The 20,382-nt window shown below is 61.9% G+C and carries 22 protein-coding genes; 3 read left to right on the forward strand and 19 right to left on the reverse strand.

The features are described from left to right. Positions 1-3 precede the first annotated feature (3 nt). The 13 genes from K7B09_RS02800 to K7B09_RS02860 all read right to left on the reverse strand — a co-directional run bounded on the left by K7B09_RS02800 (position 4) and on the right by K7B09_RS02860 (position 12,907). A complete protein-coding gene (locus tag K7B09_RS02800; protein WP_223626539.1) occupies positions 4-1,488 on the reverse strand; it encodes a UbiD family decarboxylase in 1,485 nt (494 codons plus the stop codon). A 23-nt stretch (positions 1,489-1,511) separates the two neighbouring features. Next, complete coding sequence (locus K7B09_RS02805; protein ID WP_223626541.1) at positions 1,512-2,606, reverse strand: PLP-dependent cysteine synthase family protein; 1,095 nt, start codon at positions 2,604-2,606, stop codon at positions 1,512-1,514. 32 nt (positions 2,607-2,638) lie between these two features. Further along, complete coding sequence (locus tag K7B09_RS02810; RefSeq protein ID WP_223626543.1) at positions 2,639-4,576, reverse strand: pyridoxal phosphate-dependent decarboxylase family protein; 1,938 nt, start codon at positions 4,574-4,576, stop codon at positions 2,639-2,641. 18 nt (positions 4,577-4,594) lie between these two features. Then, a complete protein-coding gene (locus tag K7B09_RS02815; protein WP_317851745.1) occupies positions 4,595-5,002 on the reverse strand; it encodes a SirB2 family protein in 408 nt (135 codons plus the stop codon). A gap of 12 nt (positions 5,003-5,014) precedes the next feature. Continuing rightward, positions 5,015-6,265 (reverse strand): NnrS family protein, encoded by a 1,251-nt coding sequence (locus tag K7B09_RS02820; RefSeq protein WP_223626546.1) that lies wholly within the window; start codon positions 6,263-6,265, stop codon positions 5,015-5,017. Positions 6,266-6,424: 159 nt separating this feature from the next. Further along, positions 6,425-6,625, reverse strand: coding sequence for a hypothetical protein (locus K7B09_RS02825; RefSeq protein WP_223626548.1), 201 nt, complete (start codon positions 6,623-6,625; stop codon positions 6,425-6,427). A gap of 39 nt (positions 6,626-6,664) precedes the next feature. After that, positions 6,665-7,513: a radical SAM/SPASM domain-containing protein gene (locus K7B09_RS02830; RefSeq protein WP_223626551.1), complete on the reverse strand. Its 849-nt coding sequence runs from the start codon at positions 7,511-7,513 to the stop codon at positions 6,665-6,667. Positions 7,514-7,528: 15 nt separating this feature from the next. Further along, positions 7,529-7,822 carry a PqqD family protein gene (locus K7B09_RS02835; RefSeq protein ID WP_223626553.1) on the reverse strand — a complete coding sequence of 98 codons (294 nt, stop codon included), beginning with the start codon at positions 7,820-7,822 and terminating at the stop codon, positions 7,529-7,531. After that, on the reverse strand, positions 7,819-8,652 hold the full coding sequence (locus K7B09_RS02840; RefSeq protein ID WP_223626555.1) for a hypothetical protein: 834 nt from the start codon (positions 8,650-8,652) through the stop codon (positions 7,819-7,821). The genes K7B09_RS02835 and K7B09_RS02840 overlap by 4 nt, the downstream gene beginning before the upstream one ends. Next, entirely contained in the window at positions 8,649-9,146 is a 498-nt protein-coding gene (locus tag K7B09_RS02845) for a S24/S26 family peptidase (RefSeq protein WP_223626557.1), read from the reverse strand. The genes K7B09_RS02840 and K7B09_RS02845 overlap by 4 nt, the downstream gene beginning before the upstream one ends. Further along, positions 9,119-9,292 (reverse strand): hypothetical protein, encoded by a 174-nt coding sequence (locus K7B09_RS02850; protein ID WP_223626559.1) that lies wholly within the window; start codon positions 9,290-9,292, stop codon positions 9,119-9,121. The genes K7B09_RS02845 and K7B09_RS02850 overlap by 28 nt, the downstream gene beginning before the upstream one ends. A 6-nt stretch (positions 9,293-9,298) precedes the next feature. Further along, complete coding sequence (locus K7B09_RS02855; protein WP_223626562.1) at positions 9,299-11,683, reverse strand: hypothetical protein; 2,385 nt, start codon at positions 11,681-11,683, stop codon at positions 9,299-9,301. A 261-nt stretch (positions 11,684-11,944) separates the two neighbouring features. After that, on the reverse strand, positions 11,945-12,907 hold the full coding sequence (locus tag K7B09_RS02860) for an alpha/beta hydrolase (protein WP_223626564.1): 963 nt from the start codon (positions 12,905-12,907) through the stop codon (positions 11,945-11,947). Between the two features lie 170 nt (positions 12,908-13,077). Between K7B09_RS02860 and K7B09_RS02865 the strand changes: the two genes are divergently transcribed. Together K7B09_RS02865 and K7B09_RS02870 are read left to right on the forward strand one after the other, a co-directional pair. Further along, complete coding sequence (locus K7B09_RS02865; RefSeq protein WP_223626566.1) at positions 13,078-13,338, forward strand: hypothetical protein; 261 nt, start codon at positions 13,078-13,080, stop codon at positions 13,336-13,338. A 71-nt stretch (positions 13,339-13,409) separates the two neighbouring features. After that, positions 13,410-13,874, forward strand: a complete 465-nt coding sequence (locus K7B09_RS02870; RefSeq protein ID WP_223626569.1) for an SET domain-containing protein — start codon at positions 13,410-13,412, stop codon at positions 13,872-13,874. Between the two features lie 3 nt (positions 13,875-13,877). Here K7B09_RS02870 and K7B09_RS02875 read toward each other — a convergent pair whose 3' ends face one another. The 4 genes from K7B09_RS02875 to fusA all read right to left on the reverse strand — a co-directional run bounded on the left by K7B09_RS02875 (position 13,878) and on the right by fusA (position 17,680). Further along, entirely contained in the window at positions 13,878-14,627 is a 750-nt protein-coding gene (locus K7B09_RS02875) for a hypothetical protein (protein WP_223626571.1), read from the reverse strand. Beyond that, positions 14,624-14,995 (reverse strand): hypothetical protein, encoded by a 372-nt coding sequence (locus K7B09_RS02880; protein WP_223626574.1) that lies wholly within the window; start codon positions 14,993-14,995, stop codon positions 14,624-14,626. Before K7B09_RS02880 ends, K7B09_RS02875 begins: the two co-directional genes overlap by 4 nt. 2 nt (positions 14,996-14,997) lie before the next feature. Continuing rightward, positions 14,998-15,549 (reverse strand): DUF1439 domain-containing protein, encoded by a 552-nt coding sequence (locus K7B09_RS02885; protein WP_223626577.1) that lies wholly within the window; start codon positions 15,547-15,549, stop codon positions 14,998-15,000. Between the two features lie 79 nt (positions 15,550-15,628). Next, on the reverse strand, positions 15,629-17,680 hold the full coding sequence (gene fusA, locus K7B09_RS02890) for an elongation factor G (RefSeq protein ID WP_223626579.1): 2,052 nt from the start codon (positions 17,678-17,680) through the stop codon (positions 15,629-15,631). Between the two features lie 281 nt (positions 17,681-17,961). Between fusA and K7B09_RS02895 the strand changes: the two genes are divergently transcribed. Next, the gene (locus tag K7B09_RS02895; RefSeq protein WP_223626581.1) at positions 17,962-18,702 is read left to right on the forward strand and encodes a glycine zipper 2TM domain-containing protein; all 741 of its coding nucleotides are present in this window, start codon (positions 17,962-17,964) and stop codon (positions 18,700-18,702) included. Between the two features lie 87 nt (positions 18,703-18,789). Here K7B09_RS02895 and K7B09_RS02900 read toward each other — a convergent pair whose 3' ends face one another. Both K7B09_RS02900 and K7B09_RS02905 read right to left on the reverse strand, forming a co-directional pair. After that, positions 18,790-19,386 carry a response regulator gene (locus K7B09_RS02900; protein ID WP_425507834.1) on the reverse strand — a complete coding sequence of 199 codons (597 nt, stop codon included), beginning with the start codon at positions 19,384-19,386 and terminating at the stop codon, positions 18,790-18,792. A 103-nt stretch (positions 19,387-19,489) separates the two neighbouring features. Continuing rightward, positions 19,490-20,380 (reverse strand): hypothetical protein, encoded by an 891-nt coding sequence (locus tag K7B09_RS02905; RefSeq protein ID WP_223626584.1) that lies wholly within the window; start codon positions 20,378-20,380, stop codon positions 19,490-19,492. Between the last annotated feature and the right edge of the window lie 2 nt (positions 20,381-20,382).

Below are 20,382 nucleotides of genomic sequence, written 5' to 3' on the forward strand. Positions count from 1 at the left end.
TTATCAGTTCGCGTTGGTTCGCGCCGCGAACAGGCCGCCCCATAGCGCATCCACGCGCTTTTCCACTGCGGCATCCAGCTGGATCGGTTTGCTCCACGTGCGGGTGGTTTCCGCCGGCCATTTGTTGGTGGCATCCAGGCCCAGTTTGGAGCCCAGATTGGGCGTGGGGCTGGAGAAGTCCAGATAGTCGATCGGGGTCTTGTCGATCAGCACGCTGTCACGCACCGGGTCGACGCGGGTCGAGATCGCCCAGATCACTTGCGACCAGTCACGCACGTCGATGTCGTCGTCGGTGACGATCACGAACTTGGTGTAGGTGAACTGGCGTAAATAGGACCAGATACCCATCATGATCCGGCGTGCGTGGCCCGGATACTGCTTGCGAATGGAGACCACCGCGATGCGGTACGAACACGCTTCCGGCGGCAGGTAGAAGTCCACGATCTCGGGGAATACCTTGCGCAGCAGCGGCACGAACACGTCGTTCAGTGCCATCGCCATTACCGACGGTTCGTCGAACGGCGCCCGGCCCATGTAGCTGCCCTGGTAGATGGCGTTTTGGCGCAGGTGCATGCGCTGGATCGTCATCACCGGGAAATGGTCTTGCGCGTTGTAGTAACCGGTGTGGTCGCCAAACGGGCCTTCCAGCGCGGTTTCCGCCGGGTCGATGAAGCCTTCCAGCAGGATCTCGCAACCGGCTGGCGCATCCAGGCCGGTGAGCTTGCTGGGCCAGACGCGGGTGCGTTGGCCGCGCAACAGGCCGGCAAATTCGTATTCGGACAAGGTGTCCGGAATCGGTGCAACCGCAGCCAGCAAGGTGGCCGGGTCGGCACCGATCGCCACCAGGATCGGAAATGGTTTGCCCGGATGGCTGGCCTTGAAGTCAGCGAAATCCAGCGCACCGCCGCGGTGCGGCAACCAGCGCATGATGATGCGGTTCCTGCCGATCACCTGCTGACGGTAGATCGCCACGTTCTGGCGTGGCTTTTGGGTGCCACGGGTGATGACCAGCCCCAGCGTGATGAGCTTGGCGGCATCCTGCGGCCAGCAGCGCTGGATCGGCAGGCGTGACAAATCCACGTCGCCACCCTCCAAGGTTTCATATTGGAACGCGGCTTCCCGCACTTTTTGCGGGGCGACGTGTGCCAGCTGCGCCAGTTCCGGCCACGTCCCCAGTGCCTCGCGCAGGCTGGACGGCCATTTGGGTTCTTTGATGGCGGCCAGCAGCTCGCCCAATTCGCGCAACGATGCCAACGGCCGTCCGGCCAGCGCTGCTTCGATGCGGTCGCGGTGGCCGTACAGATTGCCCAGATAGGCGTGCTGGCTGCCGATCGGCTGTTCCATCAGCAGCGCTGGGCCGCCTTCGCGCAGGGCGCGCAGGCTGAGCGAGGTGGTTTCGAGTTCGGGATCGACCGGCGCGTCGACGCGCTGCAGGCGTCCTTGGCGTTCCAGGGCGGACAGAAAGCTGCGCAGGTCGTGGAAGCTCATGCAAGGCCTGAGGTCGGGGGCGGCTAGGGGGGAGTGAGCGTGCCGGCGCGCAGCGCGGCAGCGATGGCCTGTTGCCACGGGGCAATGACCAGGCCATGTGCGCTGCGCCAATCGGCATCGAACAAGGTTTGTTGGTAGCGCTTGCCGCGATCACACAGCAAGGTCACCAAACTGCCGCGCTCGCCACGGGCGCGCATCTGGCTGGCCAACTGCAGGCAAGCGACGAAATTGGTGCCCGAAGAGCCACCGTAGCGGGTGCCCAGCAGGTCTTCCAGTTGCAGTGCTGCCGCAATCGATGCGGCATCGTCCACTTCCGCCACCGCATCCACCACATCGAAAATGAAGCCCGGTTCTACCCGTGGCCGGCCGATGCCTTCGATCAAGGTGGGCTGGCTGGCCACGGCACCGCGATCCCGGTGGCGCCAACCGTGCACAAAGCCGCTGCCGGTGGGTTCGGCCACGCACAGGCGGGTCTCCAGCCGGCGGTAGCGCAGGTAGCGACCGATGGTGGCCGAGGTGCCGCCGGTGCCGGCACCGCACACGACCCAAGTGGGTTCCGGTTGTGGTTCGCGGCGCAGCTGGCCAAGGATGGATTCGGCGATATTGTTGTTGCCGCGCCAGTCGGTGGCGCGCTCGGCCAGCCCGAACTGGTCCAGATGGCAGGCACCATTGGCGGCGTGCTGGGCGGCGTGGGCATGGACTTGGCTTGCATCTTCCACCAGATCACATTGCCCGCCCAGCGCTTGCACCGCCTGGATTTTCTGCGGCGCAGTGCAGGCCGGCATCACTGCGATAAAGGGCAGCCCCAGCAGGCGCGCAAACCACGCTTCGGAAATCGCAGTACTGCCGGAGGAGGCATCCACCACGGTTTGCCCCGCATGCAGGCGGCCATTGCACAGCGCGTACAAGTACAGCGAACGTGCCAGGCGGTGCTTCAGGCTGCCGGTGGGGTGGGTGGATTCGTCCTTGAAATAAAACGCAATGTCGGGGAAACCCGGAAAATCCAGCCGCAGCAGGTGGGTGTCGGCCGAGCGCGTGGCTTCCTGCTCCAGCAGGGCCAAGGCATCGCGCACCCAGTGCCGGGTGGCGGCAGCATGATCGAATGAGGAGATAGTCATGCGACGCATCATTGCTTGGATGACGGCAATCCTCAACCTGCCAGGAGTCGCTGGACTTGCGTGGCGAGGTGTTCGAAGTACATGTCGATATAGCTGACGCCGTTTTCAGCGTCGATCAGATACGGGTTCATCAAGGTATGCCGCAAAATAGTCAGGCGGTCGCCGCCTTCCTCTCCCAGACTTGCCATATCCAAACCGAGCGCATCGAGGATGCGTTGGGTTTCGGCATCGCCCAAGACATCGGGGCGCAAGGTGGTGACCGATCCGAAGAATTGTTTGTCTTGCAATGGGCGGCTTGGGTCGCAGCGCAATTCGTCGTGCAAATGGCGAACGAATGTATTGGCAGTGGCAACGCGATGATTGCCCACCGGATTCAGGGCAACGCAAACAAGATTGCTGTCGGGCACAAACGGTACCATCACATGCACCACAGCGGCCATTGCTTTGGCAAACTGCAGTGCGCGGGCATGGAAGGCTTCGGCATGATGAATGGTATTGGCGGGCAGCAAGCCGAAATGGGCATGGTCGAGTGGCAGCACTTTATGTGTGACGTACACCCCGGCCACACTGGCGCCGGATTTGGAACCTTCGGGGATGAATTGGCCCAAGCTGCGATAGCGGTTCAAATAGTCCTTGGGGGTGTCGGCATGGAACACATAATCGGCGGCCTCGGCCAGCAAGCCCACGGCGCGGTGGTCGCGGCAAATGAACGCGCCTGCGCCATAAGGCAGGTAGCCTAATTTGTGCGGATCGACGGTGACCGAATCAGTTTGCCCCAGCGCGGCCACCGCGTTGTAAACATCCACTGATGGGAACTGCTGGAAGCCCATCGCCACCGCCTCGCGTGTGCGCAAGCTGCCATCTTCATTGCGGAACAACGTGGCCAGATAGCCACCCCAGGCGGCATCTACATGCACACCAAAGCCCATCCCGCGTGCGGCAAAGCGGTCACGCGCCGAAACCACAGCATCGATGGGATCCACGGTGCCGTATTCGGTGGTGCCCAGTACCGCGACCGCCAGCAATACCGGCTGTCGTTCGCGCAGGCAGCGCTCCAGCGTGGTTTCCAGTGCATCCACATCGGTACGCATGCCGCGCTCTGGCAAGAGTGCCAATTGATCGCGGCCAAGACCCAGCAGTTTGCAGCCCTTGCTCCACGAATAATGCGCGGTGATCGGAGCCAACACCTTGGGTACTTTCAGGCTGCTGTGTTTGGCAAAAAAACCCACTAGGCCAGATTGCTCGATACGTGCATCACTGACGCGCATCTGCCAATGTCTGCGTTCGGCCGCTGTGGCCTGTGTCAGCCAATGCTGCCATTGCGCATACAGCGCAATGCTGGCACTGGGAGATAAATTGAACGCCGACCAGTCATCCTCGGGCAGGGTCAGCTCGGGCACATCTGCTGCACGCAATGCCACCGGAAATGCCTTCAGCGCCAATGCCAACCGCAACGCCTGATAATTGGCGACGGTACCGCCCGAAGTCAGGTGGCCAAATGCGCATTCCGGCTGCGCGGGGTCGTGTGCATATCCCAGCATGCGCGCCAGTTGCAGGCCCACTTGCACTTCCATGTCCACCGTGACCGGCGCTGCATCTTCAGACACATTATTGGGGTTGTATGGCAGGGTCAGAATTTGTGCGACCAGTCCTGGCAATAGCAAATCCGACGCCATGTGGCCGATGTAGCGCGGACTATGGAATGGCACCGATTTCTTCAGCGCGGCCGAGAGTTGGTGCAGCTCACGACGCATGCGGGCCGCAAACGCCAAGTAGTCTGGGTGATGGGCCGCGTGGGTGCCGATGGCAATCGGGTCTTCGGGGTGGAAGTTGCGCCGCCAATACACATGGTCACGTAAAAATTCGACCACCAATTTTTCTAAAAGATTGTCATTTTCTGCATAAGGGCCGAGGAAGCAGGCATCCAGCATGGGCGGGCGTGACCCGGTGGCAGTGTGTTGTGATGGCATGGGTTGAATCCGACTCAATTAGCGCAGCAACAGCAGCCAACCGGCCGGGTTGTGCATGCGGGCGATGCCGTAGATGAAGGTGAAGGTGGCCAGGGCGGTGATGTAAAACCCGATGCGCTGGCTACGGCTGCGCTTGGGACGCATCGCCAGGATGCCCAGTACGATGTAGGCCACCACCAGGCAAAGTTTTACGGTGAGCCAACCATTGGCGAACATCGCTCCCGGCAACATCGAAAACAACATGGTGGCCGAGGTCAATAAAATGGTGTCCACCGTGTAGCTGGTGTACTTCGGAAGCCAGTGCTGCGGCCAGTGCGCACCCAGGATTGCCGCGCCGCCGCGCAGCGCGAAGATCGCGCCACTGCACATCACTGCATGCACATGCGTCCATTTGACTTGCGGGTAGAACTCCATCATCGGCGACATGTGCGTGTGTCCTCAGCCCGGCCGCCCATCGGCACGCGGGTGCAGATAGATCGACAGCGAGCGCAGCGCCCACGGCAGGAACGCCAGCAGCCAGCCGGCGGCGGCAATCACCTGCCACAGATAACTATCGGGAACGGCCTCGGCTGCAATCCGCGTGATGGCCACCAACTGCAGCATGGCAAACGCAAACCAGCCAGCGGCGGGCATTGCCATTGGGCGGCCGGAATGACCTTGGGTCACGCGGGTCACCATCGCCACCAGCAAGCTGCCGAAGAAGCCAATATAGATCGCGTGTTGCGGGCCACGGCCCAATATGAATTCGCCGCCAAATGCATACAGCGCGCTTTGTGCAGTGAATAGTGCGAACGCCACCGGCAGCCACGCAAAGCCGAAGAACAACACGCGCAAAATGCCCGGGGCTTTGCCATGCGGCCACCAGCGCCACAACACATACGCGCTACCCAGCGCGAGCACGCCATCCACCGGCCACAGCCATGCATTGGCATGCGCCAGTTCCAGACCCAGATGGGCCAGCAGCAACACCCACAGCGCAGCAATAATTTTCATCGGCCGCCAGGCACGATAGCCCGGCACTGCATTGCCGGCGAAGAACGGGAACATGCGGTGAGCCACCGACAAGTACACTGGCAGCAGCAAGGCGAAGGTACCCAACTTGATCGATACCACCACCGTCCATGCTGCGGCCCCGTGCAGGAAGGCGGCCATCAGAAATACGCCCGCCAACCCGAATGACAGCGCCGCAAAGCACGACCACGCATGCCATGTGGGTCCTTTGCCGGCGCGGCGTTCGGCCAGCAGCACGCGCAGCAATTGCACCAGCCCATAGCCCCAGCCCACCAGCGACATCACCACGCCGATATGCACCATCGGCTCTTGCCCCAGCAACATGCCGCCTACCACCGCCACCTGCCCACCCAGTAACCCCAACCCCACCGGCACGTAATGCCAGCGCGACAGATCCGGCATCCCCATCCAGCGTGGGAACGTGGTCAGCAAAAAACCGAACATGAAGGGCGGCAACAATTGGTATTGCATGATGAAGGCGTGCATCCAGCCGCCAAACGGCGTACCAGCGCGCAAGCCAATCACACCCCAGCGTGCATCGATCAACCACAGCAGCCACCAGCTCATCGCCAGCAAGACATTGAGTGCGCCGACGAAAAACAGCAGCCGGTGCGGGGCGGTGGTCAGCAGGGCGGGCGAGAGGCCAGTCGCGGATCGATTCGGCGGGGTCTTGTTCATGCCGGCTAGTGTCGCGCAGGGGCGCGCCGGTCGCCTTGATTCAAGTCAGTAGCGTGCCGTGGAGGGGATCCCCCGATTGCGATGGGCAAGCCGTCCTGGTCCGCCCGGCACAAGTTCCCACACGTATTTGCTGCGCGATAACCCGGGGTTGCGCAAACTTCAGGCGATGACGACCGTCAATGGAATCTCCCGCTTCTTCTTTTTCTGCAGATTCCATGACATCACGCCGGTGCGTGCGTAGGATTTTTCGCAATCCTGAATCGACGGGCCGCGCATGTCGCCTTCCAGATAGGCCAGCCCCGGGCAACGGCTGCAACTGCTGCCATGCACACAGGACGAGCACCCGTTCAGGTCTGACACGCGGATCGCACGCACCTCGTTGAGTTGTGGCGAGTCGCGTCAGATGTCGATGAAACGCTGTTCGCGGACGCTGCCCACCTTGTACGGAAACTGCACGCAGGGGTACACATCGCCATACGGCGAGACGTAGCAGGCGGTGTGGCCGGCGCTGCAGGGCAGGGTTTCGTAGGCTTCTTCCATCGGCGTGGGGCCGCTGGGTGGCGACAGCATCTGCTCGGCTTGGTCACCCAGCAGGGAGGCATCCTGCAACACACCCGCCAGTCGCCCCGCATCCATGTTCAAGTCCAGGATGGAGCGATCGCCATCCATCATGGGGGTGATGGTGGCATCCACCTCGTAGCGGATGCCCATGTCATCTGCCAGTGCCTGCACCTGCTTGTAGTGATCTGCGTTCTGCTTCATCAGCACATTGGCGAAGATGACCTTGACGCCGGCATCGCGCAGGAAACGGACGCCCTCCATCGTGCGCTTGAACGAACCTGGCAGCTTGGTGATCTGGTCGTGGGTGGCGGCATCGTGCGAATACAGGCTGACCTGCACCGACTCCACGTTCAGTGCGGCAATGCGCTTGGCCTTGGCGGCGCGAATCATGACCGCGTTGGTTTTCAGCTTTACCGAAAATTGCAGCTTGCGGGCGTACTCCACGATCTCGAACAGATCCGGCCGCATGAAGATTTCGCCGCCGCTGATGTTCAGAAAGAACGTGCCCGCCGCCGCCAGCTGATCCAGCAGGCCCAGGATTTCGGCGGTCGTCATCTCGCCGTGATCGTCGTGATCGAGATAGCAGTGGATGCAGCGCTCGTTGCAGCGGTAGGTCAAATCCAGCTGCACGCCCAGCGGGATACCCAGCGAGAGCGCGCGTGCGCCCATGTCCCCCATCACGCTCATGAGTGGCGTTCCTGTCTAGTGTGCGAAGGGTTGCTCGGCGATCAGCAGGATACCGCGCTCAGCCAGCCCATGCGCCAGTTCGGTGGCATCCGCCAGCGCGATGTCGTAATCGATGTCGAATTGCGCGCAAAGCGTATGCGCCACGATCTCGGCCAACGGAGTTTTGCCGTCGGCGGCTTGCCACAGCAGCGCGGCGGTTTCATTCAGGCTGAACAGCGAGGAGTCGCGGGCCAGCATGATCATCAGCTCGTCGCCAATCCGGCGCGCCGCAACGTCGCTGGAATGGAGGATATACAGCGGGTTGCTCATGCTTCATTTCCAATCATGTCCCAGACGCGAGCATCGGGGAAGAACGTGAGACGCCGAACCGGTATGCATGCGGCCAAGGCGATGGCGTTGTCGAACACCTTGGCTGTGAGCGCCTTGTCCTTGGCGAAATACAGGATATTGGTCATGACTGCGCGTATTGCTTCGGCCGGGCTGAGGTCGTCGATGCGGTTGTCGGGGCCTTGCGCCAGCAGGAACACCCCCGCCAGCGGGGCGCGGATATTTTCGCCGGGTGTTGCCAGTTCACCAGCAAAAGGCGTGCCATACGCGTAATAGCCGTCCGCTTCGCGGCGGATAAATGACATCTCATCGGTCAGGATGTGTGCACCGGGCGGTACCAGCCGTGAAATAGTGGTTTTGCCCGCGCCGGACACGCCCGTGCACACGAAGGCGCGCCCGTCCGCCAGTACCACGCTGGAGGCGTGCATCAGCATGCCGCCCTGTTCGGCCAGCAGCACCGTGTGGAGGATGCGCAGCACCGAATCCAGCGCATACGGGTTGGCGCGCAGGCGTGCCGTGCCGTGGCGGGTGGCGGGATCCCAGCGGGCTTCGAAGTCGCCGCGCAGCAGGTGCCAGCCTTCGTCCTCGCGGCGCACACTGACCTCGATGTCGCTGAGCTCGTCGGGCGCATCGGGGGTGTATGTGAAGGGAAGAATATCGATGTCGAAGATGTAATCGGGCGTATCCACGCTGCCGATGAAACCGCGGAAGCGGTCGACCATCAGCGTATTGAACTCCGCGGAGGCGGCACGCAAACGGACGCTGATCCCGCCGATGCGGACGTCGAGATGATGAGGGCGAAGATCGGTCATGCCGTGATAGCGGTGATGCGTGGCCAACGGCAGGCAATACGGTGGGCCAGTGGCACGTTGCGCAGCAGCCAGCGGGTGGTCCGCGGCAACAGGCGGCGGTGGTGGCCAACCGGATGCGCCAGGATGCGCGAGCGGCGGACGTGTGCTTCCAGCACACCCAACACCTGGCTGGGGTGGACCGGTGCATCGGGGCTGGGCAACGCATCGCCCATCGTGATCAGGTGGTCGCCATTGCAGGACACCAGGCGATGCGCCACCAGCGCCGCGTCGCGACGCACCAGCACGATCTGCCCCAAGGCAAGCTCGTCGGCCGCCGCTTTGCGGAACACCAGCAAGTCGCCGGGGGCGATGGCGGGCAGCATGCTGCTGCCCAGCGCACGGAAGCGGAGCTGGCCGAACCGCTGCAAGGCCTCCTGCGCCAGCGCAACGCGGGTGCAGGAGGCATCGGCTGGGTGGTCGGTGCTGCTCAAGAGGTTTTGCGGTTGGCGCGGCATGCTTGCTGGGTGACAGCAACCTTGCCGCACGACAGCGCCATGGTTTCAAACACGGTTTCGTGGCGGAAGCTGGGCTTGATGTATTCGCGCTTGCTGTTCGGCTGGGAGGAGTGCGGCGCAAGGGTTGTGTGGTGTGTTTGGGTCACCGGGTATTACTCCAATCCGCTCTGGCTGGCCTGGACGGCGTTGCCGCCAGCGGCCTGCTGTGTGAAATAGATTTGTGCTGCACCGGGGGCGGTGGTGCTGTTGTTGTCGAGCACAATGCCGCCGGTGCCGCCGGGGGTGGCAAGGGCGGCATTGGCGGTGGCCGTCGTGCCCCAGCTGACCGTGTTACCGGTGCCATTACGCAGGTTGTTGAGCTGGTACATGTACAGACAGGCACCGTTGCAACCGGTCTGGTTGCCCAGGTACGGCATGCTGAAGTAGATGTATTCGTTGCTGCCCTGCTTGGCATAGGTGACCGGTGACCAGTTCCAGACGCCGGTGAGGCAGTCGTTGTTGACATTGTTGCAATTTGCGCCGACCACTGGCCCCTTGACCTGGGAGCTCATGACCCCGTTCGTGAGCAAAATCTTCCAGAGCGTCGGGTTGAATGTCGTGGTGGGATCCCCGCCGACGATGTACATCGCGCCGGTGCCGTTACTGCTGTTGTAGTAAGCGTCATCGAACGCGCCGGCATACAGGCTGCTGACCCGGCTGTTGCCGCGGCCCACGTAGGCGCGCTGGGCAGGCTGCGCACCGGCGGCAAAGCCGGGGGTGAAGCGCGCCACCACGCGGCAGGCACTCTGGTCGCCACCCGTCGTGGTGTCGGGCGCGCAGTTGGTGGTATCGCCGGCGGTGCCGTCGTTGAACAGGAAAGCGAATACGCTGCCGCTGCCCGCGGGGGTACCGGTGACGATCACGGATTCGCGCAGGCCGGTGGAGTCGACGTTCGCCAGCTTGGCGCTGTCGTACTTGGTGCCATTGGTAGAGTTGATACGATGCAGTTTGCCACCCAAATCACCCGCGCCGCTCTGGCTGCCGATATAGACATTGCCGTTGTAGTACACCGGCGCGGATAGTTTCATGCCACTGGCCACCGGGGCCGGGAAGCCGCCGCTGGTCACCTCGGCGGGGGTGCCTTTGAACACGCCGGTGAACTTGTGCAGCTGGCCGTTGCCATCGCCCACGTAGAGCTCGTCTTTGGCGTAGTCCACAAATGGCGAGGAATAGGTCGGGGTGCTGCCCGTGTTGGTGATGCCAAAGAGTGTGATCGCGGTCATGGCTGCCGCTGAACCGCTGCGCGCAGCGGCATACGCGGTAGCACTGCTGGAGGTGATGGCGGTGGGGTTGGCAGCCGCCGCAAGGCGAGCGGCGCTGGTGGTAAGTGCGGCCGGCTTCAGCAACACCAACTGCAGGGTATTGCCATTGCGCTGGATGAAGGCCACCTGCTTGGCATTGTCATGCCAGGACAAGACGGGTGAGGTTTCCACCACGTAGCCGTCACCTGTGTTGTAGGACCACATCACGTTGGGCGCCTTGGCGTCGTCGGCGGCATCGCGACCGGTGGCGGTGGTGCAGGTGCCGTTATACAGCTGGTTGAAGGCGATGATGGTGGGCTGGCCGGCGGTGCCGCTGCCGTTGACGCCGCCAGGGCCAGTCACATTGCTCAAGCCATTGCTGATATGGCCGTCGGGGATGTTCCCCAGCGTGTTGGCAGTGATGGTGATGGTGGACGACGTGATGGCGGTGGCGATATAGCCGGTTTGGCCGCTCCAGCGATTCACCGCATCACGCAGGTTCTGAATCGTGTTAGCCACACCATTGATGCGGAAATTCTGTTGGGTATTGCTGGTGCTGCTGGCGGTGAGAACCACTTGGCGTGGGCCTGCCGGACCAATCGTGAAGGTTTGCAGGTTGTTGGGGACAGCGCTGAACGTGTATACCCAAGTTTCGTTGGTGCCAGCCACTTGGGTGGCGCCCGGAGCATTGGTGGGGTACACGATAAAGTCGGTAGGGCAGTTGGCTGCGCTGACCGGCTGGGTAATATCAAACCGGTACTTGGCCGGATATACCCCTTCCATGCCTCGGCCGCCCTGCCCATTGGTGCCGCCGCCGAGCACATTGCTCCAGTCGCGCACCACGCTGCTGTCGGGGGCTTGCGGAGTATCCGTGCAGTGCCAGCTGCGGGGGTCCGGGCCACGCTTGGTGGGGCAAGCCGCAGGGGTGGCCTTTGCCGTGGCGGCAACGGCGGAGCCGGCACCGGGTTGCAGCGTGTTGGTGCGCGGCGCGGCAGGCGCAGGCATTTCGGCATCAATGCGCCGCAGCAACTGGGCAAGATAGCGCGGGTCGTTGTACAGCCGGCCCATGTCTGCATTGCGGCCAGCGGCGGCAAATTCATCCGGCGTCATGGGTTTGCTGTACACCACGGAGCGGCTGCTCCAGTCGGTGACTGCAGGAATATTGCCGGGGTCTGTTTGCTTGTCCGTTGCATGCGCAGAGGACAGTCCGCAAAGACCCATTGCGCACGCAAGCGCAAGCGAATTGGTGTAACGCATAGATGTCCCCCTGAAGTCGAATCTGGCATGCCAACAAAGTGGCGGCATGGTAACAGATGGGCGTCACACAAACGGAAAGAGCATCTTTATTTTTTTTTCGTAATGTGCGTTTGAGCTAAAAAGTGACACGGGAGGTCAGTTGTTGCCGTGTGAGGGTTAAGTATTCGAAAATTAACAAGTGGTCTGGTAGGGTGAAGCCACATAAATTGCTGCAGTGCAGCAATAGTTTTGCGAAATCCCCCCCCCGCAATGTCCTGGATGTCAGCGCCGGACTTGCCCCACCGCACGGTCAATCCAGTCCGCTACCGCACGGGTGTAGTTCGAAGCCAGGCCCAGCTGCTGGTTGATTGCGCCGTGTTGCATGGCCTCCGGTAGCACCTGCATGGACACGCCAAGCGCGCGCGCGCGTTGCTCGAGTTTGCGTGCTTCATCACAGGGTGCGGTGGGAAAGTGGCGGGTGCTGGAGCACACCAGCAGCATCGGCAGTGCGTTGCGGTTGAGTTGTTGCAGTGGCGACACCGATGCCCAGTAGGCCGGGTCACTGCCGAAGGCGTCGTGATACAGCTGAGGTACGCGCGCCTGCCCCATCAAGGCCGGCACATCCAGTGCGCCGCTGTCCAGTGACACCACGCCCAGTGGACGGCGTGCACCGGCTTGGCGCAGCAATGCAGGTGCACTGCCCAGCAGGGCCACCAGATGGGCACCGGCCGAATGCCCCATCAGCACCACGCGCTCCGGATCCGCCCGCCATTGCCGCGCATGCTGTTGCACAGAAGCCAAGGCGGCAGCCACATCGCGGGCTTGGGTCATGGGGTCGGCCGCTGGCTCCAGCCGGTTGTTGACCGAAACAAATACAAAGCCTTTGCCCAGCCAGTACGTCGCTTTGTTGTCGACCACACTGGCATAGGCCTTGTCGCCACGCCGCCAGCCGCCACCGTGCACCATGAACAGCACGGGCGCGTTAGCGTGCAGCTGGGCGGGCAGATACACGTCGTAGCGCTGCTTGGGGTCTTGGCCATAGGCGATATCACGCTCAACGTCCGCACCTGGCGGCACACTGGCCAGCAATGCCCGTTCATGGCCTTCTGCATCGCTTTGCAGGCCGTCCTGCAGGTGTTGCAGGATGCGCTCGCGAATGCGTTGTTGGGCGGGAACCGGGCTACTTGCAGTGGCAAGCAAACCCAGTGCAAGCAGGCAAACCAGAGTTGGGGCAGCAACGCGCATGGCCGGCAATCCATTGGGAGGTTGATGGCGACAACGCACGGCACGGACAAGTGGTTGACCTGTGGCCCTGAGTGACAGCTGTCATCGACGACCACTGACGCTTGCACGTGGCATGAGAATCCTGCTTGCGGACAATGCACAGCGTCCAATCCGGACGCAGGAGAACCCCCATGAATACCCAGACCCAATCCCGCCCAGTGTTTGCAGAGCAGCTACAGGGGAAAGTGGGTGAGTTGATGGATCGTGTCACCAGCGAGGCGCCCGGCGCAGAGCGTTCGCGCCTGTTGCGCTGGCTGTTGCTGGCGGTTACCGTGTTTGTGTTGTGGCGTATCGGGCGCGGCGCGAAGAAACTGTTCTGGAGCCTGTTCGGGATCGGCATGGCGCTGTGGTGGAGCGGCGGTGCGGTGTGGTTTTTCCGGCACGTCAACTAACCACGATGGGGCGATGACGGATGGCTGATCTTGCGCCAGAATGGCGCCATCCCAGAGCACTTGTTGCCACGATGCCGAAAAAAATCGCGACCCGTAAATCCACCATCCACGGCAATGGCATGTTCGCAGTTGCCGCAATTGCCAAAGGCGAGCGATTGATCGAATACAAGGGCCAGCGGCGCACCCATGAGGAGGTGGATGCCGGTGAGAGTGGCGACATCGAAAGCGGCCATACCTTCTTGTTCACGCTCAACGATGCGTGGGTGATCGACGCCAACATCGAAGGCAATGCGGCGCGTTGGATCAACCACAGCTGCGCGCCCAATTGCGAGGCAGTGCTCGTGGAGGATGCAGGCGCGCCGGCAAAGTCGCGGGTGTTCATCGAGGCAATTCGTGCCATCAAACCCGGCGAAGAATTGACCTACGACTACGGCATCACCTTGGCCGAACGCCACACCGGGCGGCTGAAAAAAATCTGGGCTTGCCGCTGCGGCTCGAAAAAATGCACGGGCACGATGCTGAAGTCGAAGCGATAGCGTTCACTCGCCTTCGTGCGGCCAACTGATGCCAAGCTCACTGACCACCAGCGCGTTGCCGATGGCTGGCCAGCGCGGGTCGTCGCTGCGAAAGACGGTATCGCCAGTGGGCAGCGCCGTGGCAGTGGTGCGGGTGCGTGCAGCCAAGGTGACCCGATGAAACAGCTTGTCGCCTACCGCGTTGGCCAGCTTGCCACCGTGCCAGTCCTGCACGCTGCCGCCGTAATCCCAATCCAGTCCATAAAAACTGATCGGTGCGCCATTGCGTTTGACTAACTCGGCCAACGTCATTCCCGGGTGCAGGCCATTGACATCGTGCCAGCGTGAATCAGGATCGGTGATGCGCAATTCCTGAATCGGTGCATCCTGGTTGTTGGGTTGTTCGGGGTCGAGCACCAACTGCAGCCGCTGTTTGGCATCGTCGGGGAACACGGTCAGCACCGGCACTGCGCCTTCACCCTCGGCACCGGGCAGGCGGTCATCGCGCACATTGGTTTTACCAAACCGGGCTTCAAGTTCAGCGCGGGTGGTGAGTGGGCCCAGACTGCCGGGCAGTTCCCAGGTTTCTGTCGCTGCCGGTGCCGCGTGTGCTGCGGTTGCCGGTGCTGCAGTGGCCGCAGGCGCGGTGGATGCCGCCGTGCCGGGGTTGGGCGCAGCTGATGGGGCGGGTGTTGGTGTGGGTGTGCATGCACTGAGTGCTGCCACAAGGCTGCTGAGTCCCAGCGCGAAGATGCGCACAGAGGATGAGTTCATTTGCTGGGTACCGGTTCTGCGGTGGACGTGGCATTTGCGGTTGCGGCGGGGGGCGCAGGCAGTGCGGGTGCGGGGTTGCCAGGTTGCATCGTCGGGTCGCTGTTGTCAGCTGTGGCAGGCGTGTTGGCATCTGCCGTCGCGGTATCCTCGGCTTGCACTTGCGGGGTGGCGAGCGGGGGTGGTTGTGGAATGGCTACCCCGGGGTCGGGCATGCCGGTTACCGAACCGCCCTTGGTGGCTGGTGCGGGCAGGGCTTCGCTGCCGATGGTTGGGTTGCCGTCGGTGGGGGTGGGCTTGCTGCAGGCGCTTGCCAACATACCTGCAAGCAGCAGGCTGCCCAAGCGGGCAGCAAAACGAAGAGTAGGCATGTTCAATCCATCCGTAGCGTGATTTGGCTGGCGTCAATGTCCACGCGCTCGATGCGGCGACTGGCGATGCGCCCATAAGTGCTGTCATCCAGCCGATACACGGGCTCTTCACGAGCGTAGTCGAGCAGCCAGCTATTGAGCATGGAACGAGCGGAATCATTCATCATTCCACCCAGTGCCGGCACATCCACCGACACGATTTCGGGATTATCCAGATGCAGGCCATGCGTGCCGGCATCAAACCGCAATCCACTTTCCAGCGCGAAATGGCCGGACGGCGAACGGCTGGCAGTGCCCGGCCCACCAATGCCGATATCCAGCTCCAGCCGCAGACGGCCGCCACCGGGCAGGCTCAATCGCGGGTTCAATAAGCTGAGGTTGAGTAGCCCTCCCAACTTCTTGTAATCGCGCGGGAACTTGCGATCCAGTTGCGCCTGCAATTGTGGTGCACTGAAATGGATATCGCGGCCCAGCAGCACGTCGGCCCCCAAGCTGGAGCAGGCACTGAGCAGGCAGGCAATGACAATCAGCAGGAAGACGACGCTACGGCGCATGAGGATGATGGCATGGGGAAAGTGCGCACCTTAGCGCGCAGCGGTGATGCTGTGTCAATCCGCTGCGCGCGTGGTGACCTCAATCTTCCTCGGGATGTGGCTTGTAGGTGTCTGCCAACTTTTTCTGCACTGCCGCTGGAACCGGCTCGTAATGGCTGAAATCCAGTGCATAGCGTCCGCGCCCGGCGGTGGCCGACTTCAGCTCGGCGGCATAGCCCTCCAATTCGAACAAGGGCACTTGCGCCCGAATCACAATCTCGCCACCGCGCAGGGCATCGGTGCCACTGATGCGTGCACGCTTGGACGATAGTCCGCCACTGACATCACCCATATGCTGCTCGGGGGCGCTGACTTCCAGGTCCACGATGGGTTCCAGTACCTGCGGGTGCGCGTGGGAAATTGCGTCCAGGAACGCCCGTTTGCCGGCCGCGATGAACGCCACTTCCTTGCTGTCCACCGGATGATGTTTGCCGTCGTACACCGTGACCCTGACGTCTTGCATCGGGTAGCCGGCCAATGCGCCGGCACCGAGGACCTGGCGCACGCCTTTTTCCACCGCCGGTAAAAATTGGCCGGGAATGGTGCCGCCCTTGACCGCATCCACAAACTCGAAGCCGCCGCCACGTGGCAGCGGTTCGATGCGCAGGAAGACTTCACCAAACTGGCCGGCACCACCGGTTTGCTTTTTATGCCGATGATGGCCTTCTGCCGGCAGGCTGATGGTTTCGCGATACGCAATCCGCGGAGGATGCGATTTCACCTCTACGGTGAAGCGGTCTTTCAGGCGTTGCAACATCACCCGCAGATGCAAATCCGACAGCCCGCGAATCACGGTTTCATTGGTTTCGGTGTTGTGTTCGACCGCAAACGCCGGGTCTTCTTCGGCCAATTTATGCAATGCCGTGGCCAACTTCTGTTCCTGACCTTTGCTGGCCGGCTCTACCGCCAGACCGAACATGGGTTTGGGGAAGTTGAGCGGTGCCAGATGGATATGGTCTTCGTCGTGCGAGTCGTGCAGCACGGCATCAAAATGCAGCTCGTCGATCTTGGCCACCGCCGCGATATCCCCCGGGATAGCCTGGCTGATTTCGATATGGTCTTTACCCTTGAGTTTGAACAAATGGCCGACCTTGAACGGCTTCTTGCCGTCATCCACAAATAATTGGGCGTCTTTTTTCACCGTGCCTTGGTAGACGCGGAAAATGCCGAGCTTGCCAACGAATGGGTCGTTGACGATCTTGAATACATCGGCAATCACATGCGCCGATGGATCGGGTTTGGCATCAATCGGGTCACTGCCTTTCATGAAGGGTGGCGAGTTGGCCTCGCCGGGGTGCGGAAACAAGGTTTCGGCAATGTCCAGCAATTCCTTGACACCGGCTCCGGTACGCGCCGACACAAAGCAGATTGGCAGCAAGTGCCCTTCCCGCAGGCATTGCTCGAAGGCATCGTGCAGCTCGGTGCCAGACAAGCCAGTTTCGCCCACATCCAGGTAGTGATCCATCACGGTTTCATTGATTTCCACCACCTGGTCGATGATCTTTTGGTGCCAGTCGGCGACCGCGCCGAGGTCGCTGTCACCGCTGGTTGACCCAAAGCAATCCACAACTTGGTTGCCGCCCCCTGCCGGCAAATTGAGCGGGAGCAACTCGGGGCCGAATTCCTCACGCAGGGCATTGACCAATCCGGCAAGATCGGCACCGGCATGTTCAATCTTGTTGATCACGATGGCACGGCACAGACTGCGCTGTTTGGCGTACTCCAGCATGCGGCGGGTGCCATGCGCGATACCGATATCGGCATCCACCACAATCGCAACCGTTTCGACTGCCGCCAGCGCACCCAGTGCGGGGCCACGGAAATCGGGATAGCCGGGAGTGTCAATCAAGTTGAGATGGATGTGCTGGCCGGAACTGGCCAAGTGGTCGGTACTGGCAATCGCGGCATCCAGCGAGTGACCGCGTTCTTTTTCTATGGGATCGAAGTCGGAGACCGTGCTGCCGCGTTCGATGCTGCCTGCTGTTTGCAGTGCGCCGCCGGCATGCAGCAGGGCTTCGAACAACGTGGTCTTGCCGGCGCCAGGGTGGCCTGCCAAGGCCACATTGCGGATTTGTGATGTGCTGTAGGACATGAGCCCGTTCCTCCTTTCGGTGTGCGTGGAGAGAGCGTCATGGCTGTCCGCGTCCCACGCCGACGCGTGGGCGTTCGACGGGCGGTCATGGCATTGCCACCTTAGCGCAGCTGGCGCGCTCACGCTCGTGCAATGCAGCATTGACACAACGCTGGTGGCTTGCTGTCGGCGCGCTAAACACAGTTCAGACCGGCCGGCTCCATTCAGCTTCGCGTCAAGCGTACAGTCGCAGTGTGGGCGTACGCCGGACACTTCCAACTCCCGGCGACGGGGATTTCAACATGAAGCGCCTTCTTGCCAGCTTGCTTGCCCTGGGCCTTGCTTCCGCCAGTGCCTGCGCATTTGCGCAGTCCAATTACGATGGCTATCAGGACAATAATGGGTACAACACCGGCTACGACAACGCGGCCAACAGTGATGGGTCGTACTACGACTATGCGCAGGTCATTCGGGTAGATCCGGTGTTGCAGAGTAATGCCAGCAGCTATGGCAATTACAACACCAACACCCAAGCGGGGATGCGTTGCTACGACCGCAGCTCGGCGGGCTATTACGACAACGGCAATAGCGATCCTGGCAATGGAAGTTACGGTAACGGCAGCTATAACAACGACAGCCATAACGGCTACGGGGGGCGCGGGCAAGGCAGCGAAGCCGGGCGCAACGTGGCCACCATTGCCGGTGGTGTGGTGGGCGCAGTCTTGGGTAGCAAGATCGGTGGTGGTAGTGGCACTTATGCCGCCGCCGCCGTAGGTTCGATGCTGGGCGGCATGGCTGGGCGCGGGATTTATGACCAGAATCAGCGCAATCGCTATGTGCGTGGCGGCACGGTGCGGGTATGTGATCCGCAACCGGTGCGCGATGGCTATTCGGGAAACTATTCGAACGGCTATGCCAGCGATTACGGCAATGCCACCGCCTATGACGTGACTTACGAATACAACGGCCGCCGCTATACCCGGCGCATGAGCTACAACCCCGGCGATCGCCTGCGCGTGCGGGTGGATGTCTCGCCGCAATAACCTGCGGATCGTTTGGATCGAATACTAAAGAAGGGGCCGCGTTGGCCCCTTCTTCACGTCATGGCCTGGATGCTGGGCCAATGGATTCTAGGGTGCGGTGGGGGATGCCTTGGCGGCTTCGATACGGCTGCCAGTGCGGGTGGTATGGCGTGGCACACCGTTCTCGTCCAGCACCGAAGCGATGCGGCTGAACACTTCCGGACGCGAGAATGGCTTTTTCATGAAGTCATCGGCACCGATGCGCTGCACATAGAACTGCTCGGTGGCCTGCGCATTGCCGCTGATCATGATGATGGGCACGTGCTTGGTAATGGGGTCACGACGCAGGGTGCGCAGGACGTTGAAACCATCGACGCCGGGCAACACGATGTCGAGGAAAATCAGACCCGGGACTTCGCGGCGCGCGACTTCGATCCCGGTTTCACCATCATAGGCCACCAGCACTTCATAGTGGTTCTGCTGCAGCATGCGCTTGAGCAGGGCCACGATGGTGGGGGAGTCGTCAATCACCAGAATCCGGGTGCCGGGCTGGGCATTGCGGCGATCGCTATCGCGGCGTTCGCGCCCGGTATGTGGTTCAACCACTTCGCTGATAAGACCATCCGCGTCCGGCGAGAGCTGGCGCACGGCTGGTGCAGGCTGATCTGCCTGTCGTTTGCGTTTGAATAGGTCAAAAATGGCCACGTCCCTGTTCCCCGATTGGACTGCCGGCGCATATTACCGCGAACAGCCACCGGTTCGGCAATCCTAAAGCGTGTATCTGGTGCCTGCTCTTGCGTCGTACCGGTTAGCGGCGGCCGTGGGCATCCTCGGCCAATGCCCGGAAAGCGAATAGCCGTGCGATTTTGCCCCATGCTATTGCGGCGCAGATCATGCAGCCCAGCAGCATGGCCAGTACAAAGCCGGCAAACCCCGCGCCTTGCAAATGCTGGCGCAGCGCCAACAACAGCAGCGCCGCCAACAGGCTGCATAAAGTGGGCAGCAGGTAAGCGCCCAACACCGCAAGTGGGCGCTTGCACAGCAAGGCCATGCCACGCCACCATGCCTTCAGTGCCGAACGCAGGCGTGCATCGGCGGCCAGCCAGCCACGACCAGCCTCGATGCCGGCATGTGCCAGCAGCAACAGCAGTACGCCGATGCCGGTGGCGATATTGCGGCCGGTGTCCACGTCACTGGCCAAAACGGCGTGCTCGTGCAGTTTTTCATTCATGCCAAAGCCCATCGCCATGATGGCTGCCGCAATTCCCAATGGAATGACCGACCACAACAGCAGGCGCAGCATCGGACCGTATTCGCTGATCCCGCCACGCAGCAGGTCGCCAAATCCCAGTGGGCTGCGGCTGCGTGCCGCAGCGATGGTGGCCCCGGTCAACAATGGGGAGGCCAGCAACAGCAGCAACCCCGCGCTGCGCACATTGGCACCCAGTACATCGAGTGTGGTGCCGGGTGCCATCAGGGCATCCAGCAGCATGGTGGGAGCCTGCCCGTTGGCAATGGCAGTGGACTGCAAGGAGTGGTCCAGTTGGCTGCCCAGCCAACTCCACAATGGCAGACCGGCAACCAGTGCACAGGCCAGGGTGGTCAGGATCCAGAGCAGGAGCAAGCGCCATTGCAAGGCAGTGCCGAGGGCACGGGGCAAAGCGGTGCGGGCGCGCAGCGGGCGAGTCGTCGTGTTCATGG

It is taken from the genome of Thermomonas beijingensis (assembly GCF_020034655.1).
Taxonomy (GTDB): Bacteria; Pseudomonadota; Gammaproteobacteria; order Xanthomonadales; family Xanthomonadaceae; genus Thermomonas; species Thermomonas beijingensis.

Bases quoted from the DNA above. Each gene is read 5' to 3' on its own strand.
- K7B09_RS02800 (WP_223626539.1), bottom strand. From the start codon at position 1,488: ATGAGCTTCCACGACCTGCGCAGCTTTCTGTCCGCCCTGGAACGCCAA.
- K7B09_RS02805 (WP_223626541.1), bottom strand. From the start codon at position 2,606: ATGACTATCTCCTCATTCGATCATGCTGCCGCCACCCGGCACTGGGTG.
- K7B09_RS02810 (WP_223626543.1), bottom strand. From the start codon at position 4,576: ATGCCATCACAACACACTGCCACCGGGTCACGCCCGCCCATGCTGGAT.
- K7B09_RS02815 (WP_317851745.1), bottom strand. From the start codon at position 5,002: ATGTCGCCGATGATGGAGTTCTACCCGCAAGTCAAATGGACGCATGTG.
- K7B09_RS02820 (WP_223626546.1), bottom strand. From the start codon at position 6,265: ATGAACAAGACCCCGCCGAATCGATCCGCGACTGGCCTCTCGCCCGCC.
- K7B09_RS02830 (WP_223626551.1), bottom strand. From the start codon at position 7,513: ATGAGCGTGATGGGGGACATGGGCGCACGCGCGCTCTCGCTGGGTATC.
- K7B09_RS02835 (WP_223626553.1), bottom strand. From the start codon at position 7,822: ATGAGCAACCCGCTGTATATCCTCCATTCCAGCGACGTTGCGGCGCGC.
- K7B09_RS02840 (WP_223626555.1), bottom strand. From the start codon at position 8,652: ATGACCGATCTTCGCCCTCATCATCTCGACGTCCGCATCGGCGGGATC.
- K7B09_RS02845 (WP_223626557.1), bottom strand. From the start codon at position 9,146: ATGCCGCGCCAACCGCAAAACCTCTTGAGCAGCACCGACCACCCAGCC.
- K7B09_RS02855 (WP_223626562.1), bottom strand. From the start codon at position 11,683: ATGCGTTACACCAATTCGCTTGCGCTTGCGTGCGCAATGGGTCTTTGC.
- K7B09_RS02860 (WP_223626564.1), bottom strand. From the start codon at position 12,907: ATGCGCGTTGCTGCCCCAACTCTGGTTTGCCTGCTTGCACTGGGTTTG.
- K7B09_RS02865 (WP_223626566.1), top strand. From the start codon at position 13,078: ATGAATACCCAGACCCAATCCCGCCCAGTGTTTGCAGAGCAGCTACAG.
- K7B09_RS02870 (WP_223626569.1), top strand. From the start codon at position 13,410: ATGCCGAAAAAAATCGCGACCCGTAAATCCACCATCCACGGCAATGGC.
- K7B09_RS02875 (WP_223626571.1), bottom strand. From the start codon at position 14,627: ATGAACTCATCCTCTGTGCGCATCTTCGCGCTGGGACTCAGCAGCCTT.
- K7B09_RS02880 (WP_223626574.1), bottom strand. From the start codon at position 14,995: ATGCCTACTCTTCGTTTTGCTGCCCGCTTGGGCAGCCTGCTGCTTGCA.
- K7B09_RS02885 (WP_223626577.1), bottom strand. From the start codon at position 15,549: ATGCGCCGTAGCGTCGTCTTCCTGCTGATTGTCATTGCCTGCCTGCTC.
- fusA (WP_223626579.1), bottom strand. From the start codon at position 17,680: ATGTCCTACAGCACATCACAAATCCGCAATGTGGCCTTGGCAGGCCAC.
- K7B09_RS02895 (WP_223626581.1), top strand. From the start codon at position 17,962: ATGAAGCGCCTTCTTGCCAGCTTGCTTGCCCTGGGCCTTGCTTCCGCC.
- K7B09_RS02905 (WP_223626584.1), bottom strand. From the start codon at position 20,380: ATGAACACGACGACTCGCCCGCTGCGCGCCCGCACCGCTTTGCCCCGT.